This window comes from Janthinobacterium sp. LPB2021202312-11-4, from assembly GCF_037049705.1.
Lineage (GTDB): Bacteria > Pseudomonadota > Gammaproteobacteria > Pseudomonadales > Pseudomonadaceae > Aquipseudomonas.
In genome coordinates this window covers 63,520-87,105 of record NZ_JBAGKV010000010.1, presented here as the reverse complement: position 1 = coordinate 87,105, position 23,586 = coordinate 63,520, and the positions used below count along the sequence as shown (strand labels likewise).

Annotated in this window: 18 protein-coding genes; 1 reads left to right on the top strand and 17 read right to left on the bottom strand. The window is 60.8% G+C overall.

Annotated elements, in window-relative coordinates:
• Positions 1-274: 274 nt before the first annotated feature.
• From mdoH to hutC, 17 genes are all read right to left on the bottom strand, one after another.
• Positions 275-2,845: a glucans biosynthesis glucosyltransferase MdoH gene (mdoH, locus tag V5E99_RS13180; protein ID WP_499802814.1), complete on the bottom strand. Its 2,571-nt coding sequence runs from the start codon at positions 2,843-2,845 to the stop codon at positions 275-277.
• Positions 2,838-4,631 carry a glucan biosynthesis protein G gene (locus tag V5E99_RS13175; protein ID WP_499802813.1) on the bottom strand — a complete coding sequence of 598 codons (1,794 nt, stop codon included), beginning with the start codon at positions 4,629-4,631 and terminating at the stop codon, positions 2,838-2,840. The genes mdoH and V5E99_RS13175 overlap by 8 nt, the downstream gene beginning before the upstream one ends.
• Before the next feature lie 306 nt (positions 4,632-4,937).
• A complete protein-coding gene (gene dtd / locus V5E99_RS13170) occupies positions 4,938-5,375 on the bottom strand; it encodes a D-aminoacyl-tRNA deacylase (RefSeq protein ID WP_499802812.1) in 438 nt (145 codons plus the stop codon).
• Complete coding sequence (gene pip / locus V5E99_RS13165) at positions 5,372-6,334, bottom strand: prolyl aminopeptidase (protein WP_499802894.1); 963 nt, start codon at positions 6,332-6,334, stop codon at positions 5,372-5,374. Before pip ends, dtd begins: the two co-directional genes overlap by 4 nt.
• Positions 6,335-6,447: 113 nt before the next feature.
• Complete coding sequence (locus V5E99_RS13160) at positions 6,448-7,365, bottom strand: alpha/beta hydrolase (RefSeq protein WP_499802811.1); 918 nt, start codon at positions 7,363-7,365, stop codon at positions 6,448-6,450.
• Between the two features lie 147 nt (positions 7,366-7,512).
• Complete coding sequence (locus V5E99_RS13155; protein WP_499802810.1) at positions 7,513-8,460, bottom strand: choline ABC transporter substrate-binding protein; 948 nt, start codon at positions 8,458-8,460, stop codon at positions 7,513-7,515.
• Between the two features lie 215 nt (positions 8,461-8,675).
• Positions 8,676-9,479 (bottom strand): N-formylglutamate deformylase, encoded by an 804-nt coding sequence (gene hutG / locus V5E99_RS13150; protein ID WP_499802809.1) that lies wholly within the window; start codon positions 9,477-9,479, stop codon positions 8,676-8,678.
• Between the two features lie 10 nt (positions 9,480-9,489).
• Positions 9,490-10,695, bottom strand: coding sequence for an imidazolonepropionase (gene hutI, locus V5E99_RS13145; protein ID WP_499802808.1), 1,206 nt, complete (start codon positions 10,693-10,695; stop codon positions 9,490-9,492).
• A gap of 101 nt (positions 10,696-10,796) precedes the next feature.
• Positions 10,797-12,329 (bottom strand): histidine ammonia-lyase, encoded by a 1,533-nt coding sequence (gene hutH, locus V5E99_RS13140; RefSeq protein ID WP_499802807.1) that lies wholly within the window; start codon positions 12,327-12,329, stop codon positions 10,797-10,799.
• A gap of 116 nt (positions 12,330-12,445) precedes the next feature.
• Positions 12,446-13,969 carry a histidine ammonia-lyase gene (hutH, locus tag V5E99_RS13135; protein WP_499802806.1) on the bottom strand — a complete coding sequence of 508 codons (1,524 nt, stop codon included), beginning with the start codon at positions 13,967-13,969 and terminating at the stop codon, positions 12,446-12,448.
• A gap of 168 nt (positions 13,970-14,137) precedes the next feature.
• Entirely contained in the window at positions 14,138-14,968 is an 831-nt protein-coding gene (locus tag V5E99_RS13130; RefSeq protein WP_499802805.1) for a quaternary amine ABC transporter ATP-binding protein, read from the bottom strand.
• Positions 14,965-15,816 carry an ABC transporter permease gene (locus V5E99_RS13125; protein ID WP_201115315.1) on the bottom strand — a complete coding sequence of 284 codons (852 nt, stop codon included), beginning with the start codon at positions 15,814-15,816 and terminating at the stop codon, positions 14,965-14,967. Before V5E99_RS13125 ends, V5E99_RS13130 begins: the two co-directional genes overlap by 4 nt.
• 70 nt (positions 15,817-15,886) lie before the next feature.
• Positions 15,887-16,855, bottom strand: a complete 969-nt coding sequence (locus tag V5E99_RS13120; protein WP_499802804.1) for an ABC transporter substrate-binding protein — start codon at positions 16,853-16,855, stop codon at positions 15,887-15,889.
• A 69-nt stretch (positions 16,856-16,924) separates the two neighbouring features.
• On the bottom strand, positions 16,925-18,397 hold the full coding sequence (locus V5E99_RS13115; RefSeq protein WP_499802803.1) for a purine-cytosine permease family protein: 1,473 nt from the start codon (positions 18,395-18,397) through the stop codon (positions 16,925-16,927).
• Positions 18,398-18,567: 170 nt separating this feature from the next.
• Positions 18,568-20,271 (bottom strand): urocanate hydratase, encoded by a 1,704-nt coding sequence (hutU, locus tag V5E99_RS13110; RefSeq protein WP_499802802.1) that lies wholly within the window; start codon positions 20,269-20,271, stop codon positions 18,568-18,570.
• Between the two features lie 460 nt (positions 20,272-20,731).
• Complete coding sequence (locus tag V5E99_RS13105) at positions 20,732-21,298, bottom strand: HutD/Ves family protein (RefSeq protein ID WP_499802801.1); 567 nt, start codon at positions 21,296-21,298, stop codon at positions 20,732-20,734.
• Positions 21,299-21,308: 10 nt separating this feature from the next.
• Positions 21,309-22,049 carry a histidine utilization transcriptional repressor HutC gene (gene hutC / locus V5E99_RS13100; RefSeq protein ID WP_499802893.1) on the bottom strand — a complete coding sequence of 247 codons (741 nt, stop codon included), beginning with the start codon at positions 22,047-22,049 and terminating at the stop codon, positions 21,309-21,311.
• Positions 22,050-22,176: 127 nt separating this feature from the next.
• Here hutC and V5E99_RS13095 point away from each other — a divergent pair, with 127 nt between their 5' ends.
• Positions 22,177-23,541: a formimidoylglutamate deiminase gene (locus tag V5E99_RS13095; protein WP_499802800.1), complete on the top strand. Its 1,365-nt coding sequence runs from the start codon at positions 22,177-22,179 to the stop codon at positions 23,539-23,541.
• Positions 23,542-23,586: the final 45 nt, after the last annotated feature.

Genomic DNA, 23,586 nt, shown 5'->3' with positions numbered 1-23,586 from the left:
CCATTGCGGTGTGAGGCGCGCAATCGACGGTTTTCCTTGGAAAACCGATAGATACGAACAGAAAGCTGTCCGGGCGCACCAATTCGGGGACGGATGCTAACGCACTCGCTCGTTTGCACAAGTGTTAGCGCAGCAATTGTTGGTTTGTTGCGGGGCGCAAAAGCAAAAGATCGCAGCCTTCGGCAGCTCCTACGCGGTGTACATCCGTAGGAGCTGCCGAAGGCTGCGATCTTTTAAAGCGTCCCCCCGCGTCACAAGGAAGCGGGGGCTTTCATCATGCCAACTGAGGCTGAGCACTCAATGGTTTAAGCGGCAGCAGTGGCGCATGGGGATCGGCTTTCACCGATTTGCGCCAGGCGTCCAGCCACTCGGCGTGGCCTTCGCTCCAGACCTGCTCATGCAGGCGAGCCAGGGCGACCGGGTCACTCAGCAGTTGCAGGCGCTCATGGTTGTTCAGCCCGGCAGGCCCGACCTTCAACGCATGGCGAACGCGCTCGACGCGCAGCCACTCGATCGGCTCGGCCTGACCGTGACGGGACGTCGCCAGCGAGCACGCCAAAGCGTTCTGCTGTGGATCGACCACGGCCCGGATGAAGCCGTCTTTCAACTGGTGATACCGGTTTTCGTGGGTGTACTGGTCGGTCGCCAGCAACGCCTGTGGCGGATTGTATTCCTCAGGGATCAGGAACAGGCTCTCGTCACGGGACTTGAGGCCCAAGCCAACACGGCTGGAGATCACCGACACCGGGATCGACAGCATCAGCGAACCGACGATCGGCACCAGCCACCAAAGGAAGCTTGGGTTCAGCCAGATCACCAGCAAGGCCCAGAAGAAGCCCAGCACGGTTTGCGGACCGTGACGCTTGACCGCTTCGCTCCATGGCGTGGAGTCGTCGTCACGTTGCGGCGAGTTCCAGGTCGCAGCCCAGCCGAGGAACGCGGCGAGTACGAAACGGGTGTGGAAAATCATCCGCACCGGCGCCAGCAGCATGGAGAACAGCATCTCCAGCAGCATCGAGAAGGTCACCTTGAACTTGCCACCGAACTCTTTCGCGCCCTTGGCCCAGATCAGGATGATGCTCAACAGCTTCGGCAGGAACAGCAGCACGATGGTCGTCGAGAACAACGCCACGGCTTTGTCCGGATGCCATTGCGGCCACAGCGGATAAAGCTGTCGCGGCTCCATGAAGTACTGCGGCTCCATCAGCGTGTTCACCGCCAGCAGCGCCGTGGACAACACCAGGAAGAAGAACCACAACGGCGCCGACAGGTACGACATCACGCCGGTCAGGAACACCGCACGGTGCACCGGGTGCATGCCCTTGACCAGGAACAGGCGGAAGTTCATCAGGTTACCGTGGCACCAGCGACGGTCACGCTTGAGTTCGTCCAACAGGTTCGGCGGCAGTTCTTCGTAGCTGCCCGGCAAATCGTAGGCAATCCACACGCCCCAACCGGCACGGCGCATCAGCGCGGCTTCGACGAAGTCGTGGGACAGAATCGCACCCGCAAACGCACCTTTACCCGGCAACGGCGCCAGGGCGCAGTGCTCGATAAACGGCTTCATGCGGATGATCGCGTTGTGGCCCCAGTAGTGGGATTCACCCAACTGCCAGAAGTGCAGGCCGGCGGTGAACAGCGGACCGTAAACACGGGTCGCAAACTGCTGCATGCGCGCATAAAGGGTGTCCATGCCCGACGCCCGTGGCGCGGTCTGGATGATCCCGGCGTCCGGCGTGGCTTCCATCAAGCGCACCAGACTGGTCAGGCATTCGCCGCTCATCACGGAGTCCGCGTCGAGCACGACCATGTACTTGTAGTCACCGCCCCAGCGACGGCAGAAGTCGTCGAGGTTGCCGCTTTTACGTTTGACGCGGCGGCGGCGGCGGCGATAGAAGATCTTGCCGAAGCCCTTGGCTTCACGGCAGACGTCCAGCCAGGCCTGTTGCTCGGCCACGCAGATATCGGTTTCGTTACTGTCGCTTAGGACGAAGAAGTCGAAACGGTCCAGGTCACCCGTGGCCGCGACCGACTCGAAGGTCGCCCGCAGACCGGCGAATACACGCGGCACGTCTTCGTTGCAGATCGGCATCACCAGTGCGGTGCGTGCGTCCTTGGCAATCGGCTCGTTACCGGCGCTTTTACCGGAGATACGGTATTTATCGTGGCCGGTGAGCAACTCGAGGAAGCCCATCAGCGCGGTCCAGAAACCAGCCGAGACCCAGCAGAACAGAATCCCGAACAGAATCAGGATGCTGGTTTGCAGCGCATACGGCAGCACTTGGGTGGCGGTTTGCAGTAGCGATTGGTGCAGCACTTCGTTGAGGTCGACGAACGACCAGCCCTGGTACGGCATGATGCCTTTCATGTACCAACCGGCCACGATGGTCTGGCCGAGCATCAACACCAACAGGATGTAGCGACGGATCGAACCCACGGTGCGCCAGCGAGCCGCCGGCAACACGCGTTCATCCTTCGGCGGGGCCGGCGGATTGGTGCGACCGGTCATCCGGCGCCAGCCGCGCACCAGAATGTTGGTGCGCCATGGCTCCGGCACGACTTTGGTCCGGCGAATCGGCGGGGTCGCCTTGAGGACGACACGCCCACTGGCGTCAACCGCCAGCATCTCCGCTTCTTCGAGCTCTTCGGCACTGTTCAGCAGCAGGCGCTTGCCCACCGAAGCCTGGGCGGCCTCGGTCGGCGCGTCGAACGTCGAGGACGACAGACGCTGGTGCAGTTCACTGAAGGACTGGCAGCCCGCGAGTTCCGCGCGCTGCTCGTCGGTCATCGGTAGATGCGCCAGATACTCCGACAGAGTCTCTGGCCGTACTTGAGAATTACTCATCGGCAGGCAACTGGTAGCTCCAGGTCTCGGTCAGGACTTCTTCAGTCGCCGCCGAATCCGGTGTGGCTGGGGCCGCGTCCGCAGCAGCAGGCTGCTTGGCGTCTTTGTTGTCCTTGTTCTTGGCATCGGCAGCGGGCTTGGCGTCGGCTTGTTTGCCTTCGGCTTGCTTGGCGTCCTTGGCTTCCTTGTCGGTTTTCTCTTGTTGCTTGGCGGCGACCTTGTCGGCCTTGGCAACAGAAGAATTGGAGGCTGGAATCGAAGACTTGGCCAGGTCCTCAGGCACGATGTTCTCGACCAGAGCCGCGCGCATCTCGGTGGATTTGCCCGCGTCTTTGATCTTCATGCGCAGGGTCAGGCGCCAGCCCTTGGTTTCAGGGTTGTAACGCACGCTGTTTTCGACCAGTTCGGCATTGTCGCCAACGCTGACCTGGCTGCGCACATCGGCGGTTTCCGGCAATGCAGCCAGGGACGGGCCTTCGAAGTCCACCAGATAGGCAACGCTGCCATCGGGCTGACGGATCAGGTTCGACTGCTTGACGTCGCCGGTAGAACGCAGGGTTTGTTTAACCCAGGCACTGTCCGGGGCGTGGATCGCGGCTTCGTCGATGGTCCAGTGCATGCGATAGGCAACATCGAGCGGCTGGCCTGGCTCCGGCAGTTTTTCCGGGCTCCAGAAAGCAACGATGTTGTCGTTGGTTTCGTCAGCGGTCGGAATTTCCACCAGGTCTACAGAACCCTTGCCCCAATCGCCTTTTGGCTCGATCCAGGCACTTGGGCGTTTGTCGTAGCGGTCGTCGAGGTCTTCGTAGTGGCTGAAGTCACGGCCACGTTGCAACAAGCCGAAGCCGCGCGGGTTCTCGATGGAGAAGTTGCTCACCGCCAGGTGTTTCGGGTTGTTCAGCGGACGCCAGATCCACTCGCCGTTGCCGGCATGGATCGACAGACCGCTGGAGTCGTGCAGTTCGCGACGATAGTTGAGCACTTTCGACGGCTGGTTGGCGCCGAACAGGAACATGCTGGTCAGCGGCGCAACGCCAAGCTTGGTGACTTTGTCACGCAGGAACATCTTGGCCTTGACGTCGACCACGGTGTCGCTGCCCGGACGCAGGGTCAGGCGATAGGCACCGGTGGCACGCGGCGAATCCAGCAGCGCGAAGATCACCAGGTGCTTGTCACCCGGTTTTGGCTGTTGAATCCAGAACTCGGTGAAACGCGGGAATTCTTCGCCGGACGGCAATGCGGTATCGATGGCCATGCCGCGAGCGGACAAGCCATAGGTGTGACCTTTGCCGACAACGCGGAAGTAACTCGCGCCGAGCATGGTCATGATCTCGTCTTGCTTGTCGGCCTTGTTGATCGGGTACAGCACACGGAAACCGGCATATCCCAGTTGTTCGGTGGCTTTAGGATCAAATTTCACGTCGCCGAAATCGAAACGACTTGGGTCGTACTTGATCTCTTCGACGGTATTGGCCGTGATTTCGTTGATTTTCACCGGGGTGTCGAAGTGCATGCCCTGGTGATAGAACGAAAGCTTGAACGGGGTTTTCTGATCGGCCCACTCGGCTTTTTCGGTGCGGAAACGAATTTTTTGATAGTCCGCGAATTTCATCTCGCGGAATTCGTTCGGCAGGTTACTGCGCGGAGCTTCGTATTTCTGCGCGGCCAGCTCTTTCGCCTTGACCGACACATCATCCAGATTGAATGCCCAAAGCTGGCCGGCGCTGAGCAGGCAGAGCAGTGCAGAGCCCGCTACCAGAGCGCTTCGGAACCGTTTGGCAGACAAATTTGGTGCATTACAGGGACTAACAATCACGAGCAACCCTCGCCGAAAACAGATCAAAAAACCAACGGCCAGCTATCTATATGCCAGGTTGGCGAGCATTGTTCCGACTCCTATGGGGCTAAATGATTCCCCAACAGGCTCCGGGCAAGTCTCTACCTAAGTCAAAATGGACCAACGAACGCTGATCCCCGTAGCGCGCGATTATCTAGTAGGCCGCGTTACAACGCATCAGGGGTAACAAAGTATTTATCGCGAAAAACCCCTGTTTTCAGTCGAAATGCCCTTAAAAAGGTGTTTCAAGCGACGTCAGGTCTGTAACAGGAAGGTTACCGGGCCATCATTGACCAAGTGCACCTGCATGTCCGCGCCGAATCTACCTGATGCCACAGTGCCATGCACCTGTTTCGCTTTGCCTAATAGATAGTCGAAAAGTTCTTCGCCAAGGGCCGGCGGCGCCGCCGTCGAAAAACTCGGACGCAACCCGCTCTTGGTGTCGGCGGCCAGGGTGAACTGCGAGACCAACAGCAACCCACCGCCAACATCCGCCAGGGACAAATTCATCTTGCCCTCGGCGTCGCTGAATACACGATAGTTAAGCAGCTTATGCAGAAGTTTGTCGGCGCTGGCCCGAGTGTCCTCGGGCTCGACCGCCACCAGTACCAGCAAACCCTGGTCTACCGCGCCAACCACCTGCCCCGCCACCTCGACTCGCGCGCCACGCACGCGTTGCAGCAGGCCCTTCATGCTTCTTCAGGCGGCAGATCAAGCAAGCGCCGAGCCATCTGACCAGCGGCACGTACCAGGGCATCGGTGATGCCCGGTTCGGACGCGGCGTGACCGGCATCGCGGATCACTTGCAGCTCGCTGTTCGGCCAGTTCTGGTGCAGTTCCCAGGCATTGTCCAGCGGGCAGATGACATCGTAACGACCGTGAACGATCACACCCGGCAAATGGGCGATCTTGCCCATGTCGCGAATCAGCTGGTTCGGCTCAAGGAAGGCGTTGTTGGTGAAGTAATGGCACTCGATGCGGGCAATCGACAGCGCCCGTTGCGGCTCGGAGAAGCGATCGACCACCAGCGGGTTCGGCCGCAGGGTCGCGGTCCGGCCTTCCCAGGTGGACCAGGCTTTGGCCGCGTGCATCTGGGCGATCTGGTCGTTACCGGTCAGGCGCTTGTGGAACGCGGTGAGCAAGTCGCCGCGCTCGTCCAGCGGGATCGGCGCGATGTAGTCCTGCCAGTAGTCGGGGAACAAACGGCTGGCGCCAGCCTGGTAGAACCACTCGATTTCCTGCGGACGGCAGAGAAAGATCCCACGCAGGATCAGACCGTGGACGCGCTCCGGATGGGTTTGCGCGTAGGCCAGCGCCAGGGTCGAACCCCAGGAGCCGCCGAACAACACCCATTTTTCGATGTTCAGGTGTTTGCGAATCCGCTCAAGGTCGGCGACCAGATCCCAGGTGGTGTTGTTTTCAAGGTTGGCGTGGGGCGTGGAGCGACCGCAACCGCGCTGGTCGAAGGTAACAATGCGATACAGATTGGGATCGAAATAGCGACGGCTCTGCGCATCACACCCGGCGCCGGGGCCGCCGTGGATGAACACCACCGGCAAACCTTCCGGTGAACCGCTTTCGTCGACGTACAGCGTGTGGGTTTTATCGACGGCCAGATCGTGCCGGGCGTAGGGTTTGATCTGCGGGTACAAAGTCTGCATTGCACGCTCCGTAAGGGGTCGAGGTCATCCCTGTGGGGACTTCAATTATTCTGCCGTCCGGCATCATAAACCCGAATTACGTCAATGAGCATGCCCTTGCAGCGTCAGAGCCTGTCAGCCAGAAACCCGAACAGGTTTTCATAGAGTCGGTCGACCTCGGCGACCTGCCCGCGCGCCCGCAAACAACCGTGAACCAGCCCTTCCCCGTCGTACAGCGTCGCGCTCACACCGGCGGCGTTGAGTCGCTCGGCATAACGCACACCGTCATCGCGCAACGGGTCGAATTGCGCCACGGCGACCCACGCCGGTGGCAAACCGCTGAAATCCTCGGCGAGCAAAGGCATGGCATAGGCGGTCGGTTGTCCGGCGCCACTCAAATAGAGCGCGTGATAACAATCCACATCGCTGCTGCTGAGTAATGGCGCATCCGCGCATTCGCTGCGTGACGGCAACTGATGATCGCCGCCCAGCCCCGGATAAATCAGCACCTGGGCGGTCGGCAGCGGCTCGCCCGCATCGCGCAAGGCCAAACATAACGCGGCGGCCAGGTTGCCGCCGGCGCTGTCCCCGGCCACGAGCATGTGCGCGGGATCAAACCAGAACGGCCCCGAACGCAGCGCTCGCCAGACCTTCAGGCAATCATCGAACCCGGCCGGGAACGGATGCTCCGGCGCCAACCGATAATCCACGGCCACCACCATCGCCCCCAACGTCGCGGCGAGTTCAGCGCAGATGAAGTCATGGGAATCGAGATCCCCCACCACCCAGCCACCGCCGTGCAAATACAAAATGCATGGCCAGCCGCTGGCCGCTGGTGTCACGGGCGGACGATAGGAACGCACCGCCACGCCCGATAGCGTGAAGTCAGTGACCTCCAGCCCGGCGGGACGTGGCGGGGTAAACGCCCGGCACATCTCGCTGTAGGCCTGGCGCAAGCCGCTAAGGCTGCTATCGGCGCTACTGAAACCGAGGGTTTTCGCGACGAAGGCTGACATTTCATCTGTGAGGAGATAAGGCGCCATGGGTCTGCCGATCAAAAATGATGGATGTAAATGAGCCCCCCCTGTGGGAGCGGGCTTGCTCGCGAAGGCGTCGTGTCAGGCACATTAATGTCAACTGACACACCGCTTTCGCGAGCAAGCCCGCTCCCACCGGATGTGTGTCTGAGGTCAGTTTTTCAGGCTGGCCTGAACGGTGGCCACGCCATCCTTGCCATCCACACTGCTGACCCCGGCCAGCCAGCGCTGAAGGTCTTCGGGATGATCACGCAGCCAAGCCTTGGCCACGTCCTGAGGGGTTTTGCGCTCCATGATCGGCACCATCAACTGGCTTTCCTGGGACGCGGTGAACGTCAGGTTCTGCAGCAGACGAGTTACGTTCGGGCAGCGTTCGGCGTAGTCCGGGGCGGTAACGGTGGAGACGGTCGCTGCACCTTCGTTCGGGCCGTAGACGTCCTCGCTGCCGGTCAGGTAGGCGATCTTCATGTTGATGTTCATCGGGTGCGGGGTCCAGCCGACGAACACCACGAACTCCTTGCGGTTCACCGCCCGTTGTACGGCGGCGAGCATGCCGGCCTCACCGGACTCGATCAGTTTGAAATCCTTCAGGCCGAAGTGGTTGGTTTCGATCATGGTCTTGATCGTGGTGTTGGCGCCGCTGCCCGGCTCGATGCCGTAGATCTTGCCGCCGAGCTTGTCTTTGAACTTGGCAATATCGGCAAAGGTTTTCAGGCCGGCGTCGGCCACATAGTCCGGCACGGCGAGGGTGGCCTGGGCGTCGGCCAGGCTTGGTTTTTCCATGACCTTGACTTGGTTGGCGGCAACGAACGGGGCGATGTTCTTGTCCATCGCCGGTTTCCAGTAACCGAGGAAGATGTCGAGGCGCTTGTCGCGGATGCCGGCGAAGATGATCTGCTGCACGGCGCTGGTTTGCTTGCTTTCGTAACCCAGACCATTGAGCAACACATCGGCCATGCCGCTGGTGGCGATCACGTCGGTCCAGTTGACCACCCCCATGCGCACGGCTTTGCAGGACGCATCTTCACTGGCCAGGGCCGTGGTGCTCAACAGAGCGGTGCCGCAGAGGATTGAGAGACAGCGGGTGAACAGTCTTTTCATCGGAGGGATCTCGTGCGGCAGCGGATTATTGTGGGGGTCGGTGTCTTTATGCACCGTGCCCAGAACATTACGCAGCGTCGAGCGGGTAAAAGCGAACTGTGGCGACCGAGATTTGCACGGTGGCGACAGCGCCAAAAAAGATCGCAGCCTTCGGCAGCTCCTACAGGGTGTACGCATCCCATGTAGGAGCTGCCGAAGGCTGCGATCTTTTGATCTTAAGCCCCGTAGTGCTTCTGACCCCAAGCCAACAACCCTTGCAGCAACTCCTTGAGCACCACTTGCGTCGGCCCAGCCAAATCCGGTCGATAACGGAACGGCTCAAACTCTTCCATGTACGTGCACTGCCCCAGCTCCAGTTGCACCGCGTGGATATTCTCCGCCGGGTTACCGTAATGCCGGGTGATGTGGCCGCCCTTGAAGCGGCCGTTCAGCACATGGCTGTAATCGGTGTGCCGGGCGCAGATCGCTTCCAGTTGCGTGGCCAATTGTGGATCGCAACTGGCGCCGTTGAAGGTGCCGAGGTTGAAGTCCGGCAGTTTGCCGTCGAACAGGTGCGGGATGATCGAACGGATCGAATGCGCGTCGAACAACAACGCGTAGCCGAATTCGGCTTTGAGTCGCGCCAGTTCGTTCTGCAAGGTGCTGTGATACGGCGTCCAGACCTGTTCCAGATAGGTCGCGCGCTCGGCCGCCGACGGTTCCAGACCTTCCTGGAACAGTGGAATACCGTCGAACAACGTCGCCGGGTACAGGCCCGTGGTGGCGCCGACATACAGCGGTTTGTCGTCGGACGGTCGGTTCAGGTCGATGACAAACCGCGAATACTCGGCGGCCAGGGTGCTGGCGCCCAGTTCAACCGCGAATTCGTACAGCTGCGGAATGTGCCAGTCGGTGTCCGGCAGGCTGCGTGCGTCGGGGATCAACCCGGCCTCGACCGCCGGGGTCAGGCGCAAACCGGCGTGGGGCATGCTGATCAGCAGCGGCACGCGGCCTTGTTTGAAGTTCAGAACCTTATCCACAACTGCTCTCCTAAACGCTTGTTTCGACGCCGTGACGCACGACGCGTTTCTCCAGGTCACCGCCCAGCCAGTACGACAGGTCGGCGGGACGATCGATTTGCCACGCCACGAAATCCGCGACCTTGCCGACTTCCAGCGACCCATGAGTTTCAGCCATGCCCAGCGCCGTGGCGGCGTGAATCGTGGCGCCGGCCAGGGCTTCTTCCGGGGTCATGCGGAAACAGGTGCAGGCCATGTTCAGCATCAAGCGCAACGACAGTGCCGGCGAAGTGCCGGGGTTGAGGTCACTGGCGATGGCGATTTTCACCCCGTGTTTGCGCAGGGCCTCCATCGGTGGCAACTGGGTTTCCCGCAGGAAGTAGAACGCACCCGGCAGCAGCACCGCGACGGTGCCGGACGCGGCCATGGCGATGGCGTCGGCTTCGTCCATGAATTCCAGGTGATCGGCGGACAGTGCGTGATAACGCGCCGCCAGGCTCGAACCGTGCAGCGACGACAATTGCTCAGCGTGCAGTTTCACCGGCAAACCAAGTTGCTGCGCGGTGATAAACACCCGCTCGACTTGCGCTGGCGAGAACGCCAGGTATTCGCAGAACGCGTCTACCGCATCCACCAAGCCTTCGGCGGCCAGGGCCGGCAGCATCTCGGCGCAGATGTGCTCGATGTAGTCGTCGGCGCGATCTTTGTACTCCGGCGGCAAGGCGTGGGCCGCCAGACACGTGCTACGCACGCTGACCGGCAGCTCGGCGCCGAGGCGACGGATGACCCGCAGGATTTTGCGCTCGCTGGCCAGGTCCAGTCCGTAACCGGATTTCATCTCGACCGTGGTCACGCCATCGCGCAGCAGGCTTTTCAGACGCTTGGCGGCGCTGGCGAACAGCTCGTCTTCAGTGGCGGCGCGGGTCGCGCGCACGGTGCTGGCGATGCCACCACCGGCAGCGGCGATTTCGGAATAGCTGACGCCTTGCAGGCGCTGTTCGAATTCACCGCTGCGGTTACCGCCGAACACCGTGTGGGTGTGGCAGTCGATCAGGCCCGGGGTGACCCAGGCCCCTTTCAAATCGTTGACGGCCGGGTAGTCGCCGGACGGCAGTTCGCTGCGCGGGCCGATCCACTCAATCAACGCACCGGACGTCACGATGGCCGCATCCTCGATGATCGAGTAGACGCCTTGCGCCATGGTTGCGACGTGGCAGTGTTGCCAGAGGGTTTTCATCCCTTAGTCTCCACAATGTTCAAAATCGATTCGCGAGCAAGCCCGCTCCCACAGGGTTTACGCAATCCAATGGGGGAGCGGGCTTGCTCGCGAAGAGGCCATTAAAGGCTCGGCAGCAACTTCGCCGACACCAGCTCATTCAGGCAACGGGTCGCCAACAGCTCGGTCGCGGCATTGATGTCCGGCGCGAAGAACCGGTCCTTCTCATAGAACGGCACTTCTGCGCGCAGAATGCCCCGCGCCTTTTCCAGTTTCGTCGAGGTTTTCAGGCCCTCACGCAGGTCCAGGCCCTGGCACGCCGCCAGCCATTCCACCGCCAGCACGCCACGGGTGTTTTCGGCCATTTCCCACAGACGCTTGCCCGCCGCCGGAGCCATGGACACATGGTCTTCCTGGTTGGCGGAAGTCGGCAAACTGTCCACCGAATGCGGATGGGACAACGCCTTGTTCTCGCTGGCCAGTGCGGCCGCAGTCACCTGGGCGATCATGAAGCCCGAGTTCACGCCGCCATTGGCCACCAGGAACGGCGGCAGTTGCGACATGTGTTTGTCCATCATCAGCGAGATACGGCGTTCGCTCAGGGAACCGATTTCGGCGATGGCCAACGCCATGTTGTCAGCGGCCATGGCCACTGGCTCGGCGTGGAAGTTACCGCCGGAGATCACGTCGCCTTCAGCGGCGAAGACCAATGGGTTGTCGGAGACGGCGTTGGCTTCGACGGCCAACACTTCAGCGGCTTGACGGAACTGGGTCAGGCAGGCGCCCATGACTTGCGGCTGGCAGCGCAGGGAGTACGGGTCCTGAACCTTTTCGCAGTTTTCGTGGGAGTCGGACACTTCACTGCGCTCGCCGAGCAAATCGCGGTAAGCGGCGGCAGCGTCGATCTGGCCTTTCTGGCCACGGGCAGCGTGGATGCGTGCATCGAACGGCGAGCGCGAGCCCAACACCGCTTCAACCGTCAGGCCACCGATGGCCAGGGCGCCGGCGAACAGGTCTTCGCCTTCAAACAAACCGCGCAGTGCGTAAGCGGTGGAAACCTGGGTGCCGTTGAGCAACGCCAGGCCTTCTTTCGCCGCGAGGGTCAGCGGGGTCAGACCGGCGACTTTCAGCGCTTCGGTCGCTTCCATCCACTCGCCTTTGTAGCGCGCCTTGCCTTCGCCCAGCAGCACCAGGGACATGTGGGCCAAAGGCGCGAGGTCACCGGAGGCGCCGACCGAACCTTTCAATGGAATGTGCGGGTACACCTCGGCGTTGATCAGGGCGATCAGCGCGTCGATCACTACGCGACGGATGCCGGAGAAACCACGGCTCAGGCTGTTGACCTTGAGCACCATGACCAGCCGTACCAACGCGTCGCTGATCGGCTCGCCGACACCGGCGGCGTGGGACAGCACCAAGGAGCGCTGGAGGTTTTCCAGGTCTTCGCTGGCGATGCGGGTCGAGGCCAGCAGGCCGAAACCGGTGTTGATGCCGTAAGCGGTGCGGTTCTCGGCGAGGATCTGCTCCACGCAGGCAACGCTGGCCTCAATCTGCGCCGAAGCGCTGTTGTCGAGGGTGATTTTGACCGGGTGCTGATAGATATCACGCAGTTGGGCAAGGCTCAGTTGGCCGGGAACAAGGTTAAGCGCAGTCATTTTGTGCTCCTTTGGAGAGTTGTTATGAACTCACCAGTCGCTCCGGAGATATCCGTTGTCCGTCGCGTCTCGCTTTTGGAGAGACGCGCCTTGGCACGCTGGTTTTTGTGTAGAAATCAGTTGAGGCTGGGTAAAGCCTTGTGCAGCAAAATCGGGTCTTTCAACACGCTGGCAGCAGCGGCGATGTCCGGCGCCAACCAACGGTCCTGGTCGTAAGCCGGGACGCGTTCGCGCAGCAGACGCCACGCCGCATCGGTGCCCGCGCCAAAACGCTGCTCTTTCAAAAATTCAAACGCCTGGGCGGCCAACAGATACTCGATGGCGAGGATTTGCGTGCAGTTTTCCAATGCGCGATGCAGCTTCAGCGCGGCGTTGGTGCCCAGGCTCAAATGGTCTTCCTGCAGGCCCGAAGTGACATAGTTGTCGAGCACCGCCGGTTGCGCCAATTGGCGGTTTTCCGCACACAACGACGCGGCGACATACTGGACGATCATCATCCCGGAGTTAACCCCCGGATTGGCCACCAGAAATGCCGGCAAACCGCTGACGTGGGGGTTGATCAAACGGTCCAGGCGCCGCTCGGCGATGGAGCCGATTTCGGCCATGGCGATTGCCAGCAAATCCGCCGCCATGGCCACGGATTGTCCGTGGGGGTTGGCCTGGGACATCACGCGATAGTTGTCCGGCGTGCCCAGCAGCATCGGGTTGTCGGTGACCGAGTTGAGTTCGGTTTCGATCTGCTTCCGGGCGTGCTCCAGTTGATCGCGAGCGGCGCCGTGAACCTGCGGGATCGAACGGATGCTCAGGGCATCCTGAGTACGAATGCCTTTGCTCGAGGCAATCACTTCACTGCCATCGAGCAACGCCCGCAAATTGATGCCGACTTGCTGCATGCCCGGGTGCGGTTTGAGCGCGATGATTTCGGCATCGAACGCGGCGATCTGACCACGCTGGGCTTCGAAACTCATGGCGCCGATCACATCGGCCCATTGCACCAGGCGCGTCGCGTCGGCCAGGGCCAGGCAACTGAGGCCGGTCATGCACGGCGTACCGTTGACCAGGCACAACCCGTCCTTGGCGCCGAGCTGAACCGGCTCCAGGCCTTCCTCGGCCAGGGCTTGTTGCGCCGGAACAATCTGCCCGCGATAGCTGACATTGCCGACGCCCAACAACGCGATGCTGACGTGGGCCATGTGGGTCAGGTAACCCACCGACCCCTGGGACGGCACTTGCGGGGTGATGCCGCGATTAAGCAGCGCCAGCAGGCCTTCGACGACGCGGCGATGAATGCCGGAGTTGCCGTGGCTGTAGTTGCGAATGGCGGCGCAAATGATCGCGCGGGTCTGTTCGTCGGCCAATGGCGCGCCGACGCCACAGGCATGGCTGAGCAAGGTGTTGCGCGACAACTGGCTGAGTTGTTCGTCTTTGAGCGAGACGTTGCACAAGGCGCCGAGGCCGGTGTTGACGCCATAGGCCCGTTCGCCGCTGGCGACGATGCGCTGGACGATGGCCTGGGCGTTGTCGATGCGCGCCCAGGTCTGAGGCGACAGCTCAAGCTGCGCACCATGACGGGCGACCGCGACCACATCCTGCCAACGCAGCGGCGCGTCGGCGATAACGATTTTTTCAGCCTGGGACATCATTGACCTCGTGCGTACCACTTGAATATTGATGCAGCTTTACCGGCCTCTTCGCGGGCAAGCCTCGCTCCTACGGGATTGGGGAGTGCCAAGGACTGGGCCACAACACACAACCTGTAGGAGCGAGGCTTGCCCGCGAAGGGGCCCTCACGGACACCGCAAATCTCTTTAAACCACCGCCGCCCGCCGCTGCACGAACCGGTCGACATACTCATCTGCCGGCGAATGCAGGATCTCTCTTGGCGTGCCGACCTGAATCAGCCGCCCATCCTTGAGGATCGCAATGCGGTTGCCGATGCGCACGGCCTCGTCGAGGTCGTGGGTGATGAAGACGATGGTCTTGTGCAGGGTCTTTTGCAGTTCCAGCAACTGGTCCTGCATTTCGGCGCGGATCAGCGGATCGAGGGCGCTGAACGCTTCGTCCATCAGGATGATGTCGGTGTCCGCCGCCAAAGCACGGGCCAGGCCCACCCGTTGACGCATGCCGCCCGAGAGTTGGTGCGGGTATTTGTTTTCGTAGCCCTTCAGGCCCACGGTATTGATCCAGTGCAGCGCGCGCTCGGAGCACATTTGCTTGCTCTCGCCACGCACTTTCAAGCCGTAGGCAACGTTGTCCACCACGGTCTTGTGCGGCAGCAGGCCGAAGCTCTGGAACACCATGCTGATACGGTGCCGGCGAAATTCGCGCAGGGCTTCCATGTCGTATTGCAGGATGTCCACGCCGTCCACCAGGATCGCGCCGCTCGTCGGGTCGATCAGGCGATTGAAGTGACGCACCAGGGTCGATTTGCCGGAACCCGACAGGCCCATGATCACGAAGATCTCGCCGGTGCCGATGCTCAGGGACAAGTCGTTCACGCCGACCACGCAGCCGGTTTCGGCCAGCACCTGGTCCTTGGTCTTGCCCTGGCCAATCATGCCCAGCGCGTCCTTGGAACGGTTGCCGAAAATCTTGAAGACGTTTTTGACTTCGATTTTGCTCACGGTTGCGTCGTTCATTTGCTCACCTCATGCCGTGGCCGACCATACGCTTGAGTAATGCGGTCGATCACCACTGCCAGAATCACGATCGCCAGACCGGCCTCGAGGCCACGTCCGACGTTGAGGGTCTGAATTCCCACCAACACGTCTTCGCCCAAGCCACGGGCACCGATCATCGAGGCGATCACCACCATCGACAGGGCCATCATGGTGGTCTGGTTGATCCCGGCCATGATGCTCGGCAGGGCCAGCGGCAGTTGCACGCCGAACAGTTGCTGCCAACGGTTGGCACCGAAGGCGTTGATCGCTTCCATCACTTCACCGTCAACCTGGCGGATGCCCAGGTCGGTCAGGCGAATCAGCGGAGGCGCGGCGTAGATCACCGTGGCGAAAATCGCCGGGACTTTGCCCAGGCCGAATAGCATCAGCACCGGGATCAGGTACACGAAGCTCGGCATGGTTTGCATGATGTCGAGCATCGGCATCAGCACCGAACGCAGGCGATTGCTGCGGGCCGAGAGAATGCCCAACGGGATGCCGATCAGCACCGAAATGACCGTCGCCACCATCATCAGCGCGAGGGTCTGCATCAGCTTGTCCCAGAGGCCGACCGCGCCGACCAGGAACAGCAGACCGACGATCACCGCCGTGGTCACGACTTTACGGGTCGCGTGCCAGGCCACGCCCGCCACGATGGCCAGCATCAGCCACCAGGGCGCCGCACGCAGCAAGCCTTCAAGATTGACGATGGCCCACAACAGGGTGTCGGAGATGTGCCGGAACACGTCGCCGTAGTTGGTGACCAGCGAATCGACCCAACTGTTGACCCAGTCGGCGATGGAAAAGGTAAAGCTTTCGGGAAACATAAGAGACTCTCAATCAAGGGGTTGCGATCAAGCGTCCGACTGCCGTTGCCGACAGTCGGAGAAGCTCAACCTACAAGGCCGCGTCGATTTTCTTGGCTGCGTCGTCGCTCACCCATGCGTGCCAGACTTCAGGATGTTCCTTCAAGAAGATCTTGGCCAGTTTTGGCGATTCGATCCGCTCTTTGGTCATGCGCCCCAGGTTCTGGTTGAGGATGTCGATCGGCAGGTTGACCTTTTCCAGCACAGCCACCAGTTCCGGGGCTTGCTCGTGGAAAGCCTTGGACAAGCCGACCTTGATGGTCACGCTCTTATCCACGCCTGGCTTCTCTTCGAGTTTGACCAGATCAACCTGGCCCATCAGCGGCGTTGGCGACCAGTAGTAGAACAGGATCGGCTCGCCACGCTTGTAGCTCGACAGCACCGCCGCATCCAGTGCCGGGCCGGTGCCTGGGCGGAAGTTGGTGTAGGTGCTTTCCAGACCGTAGCTTTTCAGCATTTCGCTGTTGTCCAGTTCACAGGTCCAACCGGCCGGGCAGTTGTAGAAACGGCCCTTGGAGGGTTCTTCCTGATCCTTGAACACGGCGGAGTACTTGGCCAGGTCGGCGATGTTTTTCAGGTCTGGCGCCTTGGGTTCCAGCTTGCGCTTGGCATCGCCTTCGATCACGTAGCGCGGCACGTACCAGCCTTCGATGGCACCGACCACCGGCGCGCCGACACCAACGACTTTTCCGGCCTTCTCGGCCTTGTTCCAGACCTCGCTGCGGCCGACCCACTCTTCGGCAAACACCTGGATGTCATTGCTGCTCAGGGCGTTTTCCATGGTGATGGAGTTGCCTGGCAAGCTGTCGGTCTTGCAGTCGTAGCCCTTCTCCAACACGACTTGCAACACGTCGGTCAGCAGCATGGCGCTTTCCCAGTTCAGGCCGGCGAACTTCACCGGTTTACCCGACTCGCACCAACCGGCGGCCTGAGTGGCGCCGGCACTGGCGAGCAGGCCCATGGAAAGCAAAGTGGTCAGCAGGGTCTTGTTCGATTTCATTGTTGTGACGCTCCTAATCATGAGTTGGCTTACGGCAGTCAAGAGGCATCCAGCCCTGTCCACATCCAGTCAGGCCTGCGCCGCTGCGCGACCGGCCCCGCTTTTTTTAGGTTGTACAACGCTGTCCTGCTCGACCGGCAGAATCAGTTGATCGGGCACGGTGCCGTGCCATTTTTTGGCACACACGTAATACAGGGCGGCGGGAACCACCAGGCCGATGATCCAGGAAATATCCACATCGCCCAGCGCGGCCACCAGCGGACCGGTATAGAACTTGGTGGAAATGAACGGCAACTGCACCAGCACACCGAACACATAGATGCTGATACCGAGCATGTTCCAGCGGCCGTAGCGACCGTTTGGATCGGCCAGTGCCGGCACGTCATAGCGCTCGCGGGTGATGCAGTAGTAGTCCACCAGGTTGATCGCGCTCCATGGCGTGAAGAATGCGAGCAGGAAGAGGATGAAGGACTTGAACGCACCAAGGAACGAGTGCTGACCAAGCAGCGCCATCAGGGTCGCAGCACCCACAATCACCAGCACGAAGACCAGGCGCTGCAAGCGCGATACTTTCAGGTCACCACGGAAACCGCTGATGATGGTCGCAATGCACATGAAGCTGCCGTAGGAGTTCAGCGTGGAGATGGTGACCTTGCCGAACGCGATACTGAAATACAGCAGCGCAGCGGTGGCACCGGTACCGCCCAGCCCCACGATGTAGGCGACTTCATGGCCTGCGAATTGGCCGTTGGCCGATGCGGCAGCGAACACGCCGAGAACCATCGCGACCTGCGCACCAATGACCGAGCCTGCGCCTGCGGCAAAAAAAGTTTTCACCGAGGAAATATTGCTCGGCAGGTAGCGAGAGTAGTCAGCCACGTAAGGGCCGAAGGCGATCTGCCAGGACGCCGCGAGCGATACCGCGAGCAGGAAACTGCTCCAGCTGAAGTGGCGGATTTGCAACAGTGCGCCAACATCAACCTGGCTCATCAGACGGCTGAACAGATAAACAAAGGCAATCACGCCAATGACACTGGCAACACGGCCGATCCAATGGATCACCCGATAACCGAGCACCGTGACCAGCACGATGACACTGGCGAAAATCAGGATGCCGAAGCTGTCGCTGACACCAAACAACTGGCCCAGCGCCTGACCGGATAACACCGTTCCCGTTGCGGTGAAGCCGAGGTACATCAAGCAGACCAGCACGATCGGGATGGCCGCGCCATACACGCCGAACTGTACCCGGCTGGAAATCATCTGCGGCAGGCCAAGCTTGGGCCCTTGCGCCGCATGCAACGCCATGACGCCGCCGCCGAGCAGTTGACCGATCAACAAACCGATCAACGACCAGAAAACGTCACCGCCCAGCACCACGGCCAGGGCCCCGGTGACAATCGCGGTGATTTGCAGGTTGGCCCCCATCCACAGGGTGAACTGGCTAAATAGACGACCGTGTCTTTCCGCTTCCGGGATATAGTCGATCGAACGCTTCTCGATCAACGGTTTACTGCCTGCACGATCGCTGTTAACAGCCATGATTCAACCTCTGTGGATTGTTGGTCGGTATTAGTTAGAGCTTCGTCAGAACTGCGTCAGAACTGCGTAGGAGCTGTCGAGTGAAACGAGGCTGCGATCTTTTAAAGATCAAGATCAAAAGATCGCAGCCTTCGGCAGCTCCTACAGGTATTGCGTTAAGCCAGCCCGTTTTATTTACCGGTAATCATCGGCAGGTTCAGGCCCTGCTCCTTGGCGCAATCGATGGCGATCTGGTAACCCGCATCGGCGTGACGCATAACGCCGGTCGCCGGGTCGTTGTGCAGCACGCGAGCGATACGCTCGGCCGCTTCGTCCGTACCGTCGCAGACAATCACCATGCCCGAGTGCTGGGAGAAGCCCATGCCGACGCCGCCGCCGTGGTGCAGGGAAACCCAGGTCGCGCCGCTCGCGGTGTTCAGCAGAGCGTTGAGCAATGGCCAGTCGGACACAGCGTCAGAACCGTCCTGCATCGACTCGGTTTCGCGGTTCGGGCTGGCGACCGAACCGGAGTCCAGGTGGTCGCGACCGATCACGATGGGCGCGGACAACTCGCCGCTACGCACCATTTCGTTGAACGCCAGGCCAAGCTTGGCGCGCAGGCCCAGGCCCACCCAGCAGATACGGGCCGGCAGACCCTGGAAGCTGATGCGCTCGCGGGCCATGTCCAGCCAGTTGTGCAGGTGGGCGTCGTCCGGGATCAGCTCTTTGACTTTGGCGTCGGTTTTGTAGATGTCTTCAGCGTTGCCCGACAGCGCAGCCCAACGGAACGGGCCGATGCCACGGCAGAACAGCGGACGAATGTAAGCCGGTACGAAGCCAGGGAAGTCGAATGCGTTTTCCACGCCTTCTTCCTGGGCCATCTGACGGATGTTGTTGCCGTAGTCGAAAGTCGGAATGCCCATTTTCTGGAATTCGAGCATCGCTTTAACGTGCACGGCCATGGATTGCTTGGCGGCTTTCACGACAGCAGCAGGCTCGGTCTTGGCGCGAGCGCGGTACTCTTCCCAAGTCCAGCCGGCCGGCAGGTAACCGTTGAGCGGGTCGTGGGCGCTGGTCTGGTCGGTGACCATGTCCGGGCGCACGCCGCGCTTGACCAGTTCCGGCAGGATTTCCGCCGCGTTGCCCAACAGCGCGATGGAAATCGCCTTGCCTTCTTTGGTGTATTTGGCGATGCGGGCCAGGGCGTCGTCGAGGTCGGTGGCTTGCTCGTCGACGTAACGGCTGTTCAGACGGAAATCGATGCTGACCTGCTGGCATTCGATGTTCAGCGAGCACGCGCCGGCCAGGGTTGCAGCCAGTGGCTGAGCGCCGCCCATGCCGCCGAGGCCGGCGGTCAGGACCCAACGACCTTTCAGGTCATCGTTGTAGTGTTGGCGACCGGCTTCGACGAAGGTTTCGTAAGTGCCCTGGACGATGCCCTGGCTGCCGATGTAGATCCAGCTGCCGGCGGTCATCTGGCCGTACATGGCCAGGCCTTTGGCGTCGAGTTCGTTGAAGTGTTCCCAGCTCGCCCAGTGTGGCACCAGGTTGGAGTTGGCGATCAGTACGCGCGGGGCATTGGTGTGGGTCTTGAACACGCCGACCGGCTTGCCGGATTGCACCAGCAGGGTCTCGTCGTCATTCAGATTGGTCAGGCTTTCGACGATCTTGTCGTAGCATTCCCAGTTACGCGCTGCACGACCGATACCACCGTAAACCACCAGTTCTTTAGGGTTTTCGGCAACTTCCGGGTCGAGGTTGTTCATCAACATGCGCAGCGGCGCTTCGGTCAGCCAGCTCTTGGCGGTCAGCTTGTTACCGCGTGCGGCGCGGATTTCTACGTCACGGTGCTTTGTAAAAGAGGCGGTAGTAGGTTTCTGGGTATTGTCAGTCACGAAAAAGACTCCTCAGCGATCAATTCAAACCAACCCTGGCAGTGGGCAAGCCAGCCTGTGCGCATCGTTGCGCCACAAGCGAATCAGTGGACGCTGCGAGGAGTCTCGGTCGACTCATACGCATACGTCTTTACTTGTACATACAAGCATATGCAATCAAGCGGCCAACTTGCTGGATGGGCATTCAAGAAAAGTTTTTGAGGGGCCGGAAAGCCTGTAGATCAAGGGTTTTGACGCGGATGAAATTTTTCGGGGGGATTTTGCGCGAGGGCAGCGGCTGTTACTTGAGCGGGGTTTTGCGCCACGCTGGGGCGTTCGGTAACAAAGTGGTGCGCATTGGGGAACGTTGAAAAGCAAAAAGATCGCAGCCTTCGGCAGCTCCTACGGGTTCAGTGTCATTTGCGGTGAACACGATCAATGTAGGAGCTGCCGAAGGCTGCGATCTTTCAGGGATTTTGAATCAGCGTGCAATCAGCTCGATCACACAGCACGGTCCGGTACTGGAGACTTCCAGCAGGCCAGCATTACCATCAAGTTGCAGGCAATCATGGCGACCCAGTTGCGCGTCGTTGTTACCCACCTTCACGTCCAACACCTCGGTGACACTGAACACCAGCACAGTCCCGGCCGAACTGAAGAACCGCTGCGTGCCGTCCAGCCACTGCAACCGTGCGCTATAACGCTGCGGCGCATAGATCAGGTTGAAATCGCGAATCGGCCCGCCGAGCAACGTGCACGAAACCTGGCTCTCACCACTGAACGCAAACGGCTCCAGCGGTAACAATGGCCGCGTGTCCTGGCCATCGACACGCAAGGTCATGCCATCACCTTGCAGCACGGTGATCACCCGCTCGTAGCCGGCAAACGTCGAGAACCCGCCCGACTCACCAATATCGGCAATCGACAGACGCCAGCCGAAACCATCGAGGCCTGTGCCGGCATCCCGGGTGATTTCTTCAGTGCTGCCGCCGCCGTTCTTCCACGGCATGCGTGGGTAATCTTTGGCGCGTAGAACCTGTGTTTTCATTTATGGCTCTCTATTTGTGAAACCGGCCTTCCAGACGATGACGGGAACCGGGGTGGATCAAACGGGCGGCGGTCACTGGCTGGCGGCCGGACCAGGTGCGGCGACGGATCAGCAGGCACGGCTCGCCCTTTTCAATCTGCAGCAATTTGCATTCGCTGGCCTCGGCCAGGATCGCCTCGACCACGTGCTCGCCTTCGGTCAGCGGCGCGACCTGGTTCAGGTAGGCGTAAGGGGTTTGCAGGGTGAAATCCTGCTTGAGGTATTCCGGGGCCACCAGCGCGTTGACGAAACGGTCTTCGATTTGCACCGGAATATCGTTTTCGAAGTGCACGATCAGCGAGTGAAAGACCTTCTGCCCTTCGCGCATGTCCAGCGCCAGTGCACGCTCGGAACCGGCGGCCTCTTCTTCGAGGGTGATGACCTTGCAAGTGTGGCGATGACCACGGGAGGCGATTTCGTCGGCGATGTTGTGCACTTCAAACAGCGCGGACTGGCTTTTCGGCTCGGCGACGAACGTGCCGACACCCTGCATGCGCACCAACAGACCGTCGGCGGTCATCTCGCGCAACGCGCGGTTGATGGTCATGCGGCTGAAACCCAGTTGATTGACCAGCTCGCTTTCCGACGGAACGCGGTAGTGCGGCGGCCAGTTTCCACTGTCGATTTGCTGGGTGATCATCTGTTTGACGCGGGCGTACAAGGGCGCCGGACTGTCGCCCAGATTGGCGCTCAGATTGGCATTCGGCGGCAATGTGGCGGACGGAGTGGTCACGGTTAATCCTTGTTCATTGTTGAGGGCTACTAGCTTGCCGGAGTTTACCGAGCAGGCAAACGTCTGTATATGTATATACAAATAACACACGATGGGGTGCTGAACCATGTCCGCCTTCTTTGCCGAACGCGCGCTGCTGCCTAGTGGATGGGCCAACAATGTACGTCTTGAGGTCAGCGCCGATGGCGTTTTGACCCATCTCCAGGCCGATTCCCACGCAGATGGCGCCGAACGGCTAAGCGGTCCGCTGCTGCCGGGCATGCCGAATCTGCACTCCCACGCGTTCCAGCGAGCCATGGCCGGGCTGGCGGAAGTGGCGGGCAATCCGAACGACAGTTTCTGGACCTGGCGCGATTTGATGTATCGCCTCGTCGGAAAAATCAGCCCGGATCAACTCGGCGTGATCGCCCGTCAGCTATACATCGAAATGCTCAAGGCCGGTTACACCTCGGTCGCGGAATTTCATTACGTGCACCACGACACCGACGGCCAGCCTTACGCCGACCCGGCTGAACTGGCGCTGCGTATCAGCCAGGCTGCCAGCTCCGCCGGTATTGGCCTGACGCTGCTGCCGGTGCTCTACAGCCATTCCGGTTTCGGCGGCCAGACGCCAAACGACGGCCAGCGGCGCTTTATCAACAGCACTGAAAATTACCTCAAGCTTCAGTCGCGCTTGCAGCCGATCCTGGCGCAGCAACCGGCTCAGTCCCTGGGGTTGTGTTTCCACTCGTTGCGCGCGGTGACGCCGCAGCAGATCAGCGAAGTGCTGGCCGCCAGCGACCAGCACTGCCCGGTGCACATTCACATCGCCGAACAGCAGAAGGAAGTCGATGACTGCCTGAGCTGGAGCGGTCGTCGTCCGCTGCAATGGCTGTACGAAAACACCGACGTCGATCAGCGCTGGTGCCTGGTCCACGCGACCCACGCCAACCCGGAAGAAGTCACGCTGATGGCCAAGAGTCGCGCCATCGCCGGCCTGTGCCTGACCACCGAAGCCAACCTTGGCGACGGGATTTTCCCGGCGGTGGATTTCCTCGCCCAGGGCGGGCGCATGGGCATCGGTTCCGACAGCCATGTGTCATTGAGCGTGGTGGAAGAGTTGCGTTGGCTCGAATACGGCCAGCGCCTGCGGGATCAGCGGCGTAATCGCTTGTATGGCGCGCAGCAGCCGATGGTCGGCCGCACGCTGTACGACGCGGCGCTGGACGGCGGTGCTCAGGCGTTGGGGCAGCCGATTGGCGCTTTGGAAGTCGGCAAACGTGCGGATTGGCTGGTGCTCGATGGCAACGATCCGTACCTGGCGACCGCCAGTGGCGACGGGATTTTGAATCGCTGGTTATTTGCCGGTGGTGATCGTCAGGTGCGGGATGTGCTGGTCAACGGCCAGTGGGTCGTGCGTGACGGGCGGCATGCCGGGGAAGAAGAAAGCAACCGGGCGTTTACCCAAGTCCTGCGCGACTTGCTCGGTTAAAAGCAAAAGATCGCAGCCTTCGGCAGCTCCTACGGGGGCCAGGTT

Excerpts from the sequence above, each read along its gene's own strand:
- mdoH (WP_499802814.1), bottom strand. The coding sequence starts at position 2,845 with ATGAGTAATTCTCAAGTACGGCCAGAGACTCTGTCGGAGTATCTGGCG.
- dtd (WP_499802812.1), bottom strand. The coding sequence starts at position 5,375 with ATGAAGGGCCTGCTGCAACGCGTGCGTGGCGCGCGAGTCGAGGTGGCG.
- V5E99_RS13160 (WP_499802811.1), bottom strand. The coding sequence starts at position 7,365 with ATGGCGCCTTATCTCCTCACAGATGAAATGTCAGCCTTCGTCGCGAAA.
- V5E99_RS13155 (WP_499802810.1), bottom strand. The coding sequence starts at position 8,460 with ATGAAAAGACTGTTCACCCGCTGTCTCTCAATCCTCTGCGGCACCGCT.
- hutI (WP_499802808.1), bottom strand. The coding sequence starts at position 10,695 with ATGAAAACCCTCTGGCAACACTGCCACGTCGCAACCATGGCGCAAGGC.
- hutH (WP_499802807.1), bottom strand. The coding sequence starts at position 12,329 with ATGACTGCGCTTAACCTTGTTCCCGGCCAACTGAGCCTTGCCCAACTG.
- hutH (WP_499802806.1), bottom strand. The coding sequence starts at position 13,969 with ATGTCCCAGGCTGAAAAAATCGTTATCGCCGACGCGCCGCTGCGTTGG.
- V5E99_RS13130 (WP_499802805.1), bottom strand. The coding sequence starts at position 14,968 with ATGAACGACGCAACCGTGAGCAAAATCGAAGTCAAAAACGTCTTCAAG.
- V5E99_RS13125 (WP_201115315.1), bottom strand. The coding sequence starts at position 15,816 with ATGTTTCCCGAAAGCTTTACCTTTTCCATCGCCGACTGGGTCAACAGT.
- V5E99_RS13120 (WP_499802804.1), bottom strand. The coding sequence starts at position 16,855 with ATGAAATCGAACAAGACCCTGCTGACCACTTTGCTTTCCATGGGCCTG.
- V5E99_RS13115 (WP_499802803.1), bottom strand. The coding sequence starts at position 18,397 with ATGGCTGTTAACAGCGATCGTGCAGGCAGTAAACCGTTGATCGAGAAG.
- V5E99_RS13105 (WP_499802801.1), bottom strand. The coding sequence starts at position 21,298 with ATGAAAACACAGGTTCTACGCGCCAAAGATTACCCACGCATGCCGTGG.
- V5E99_RS13095 (WP_499802800.1), top strand. The coding sequence starts at position 22,177 with ATGTCCGCCTTCTTTGCCGAACGCGCGCTGCTGCCTAGTGGATGGGCC.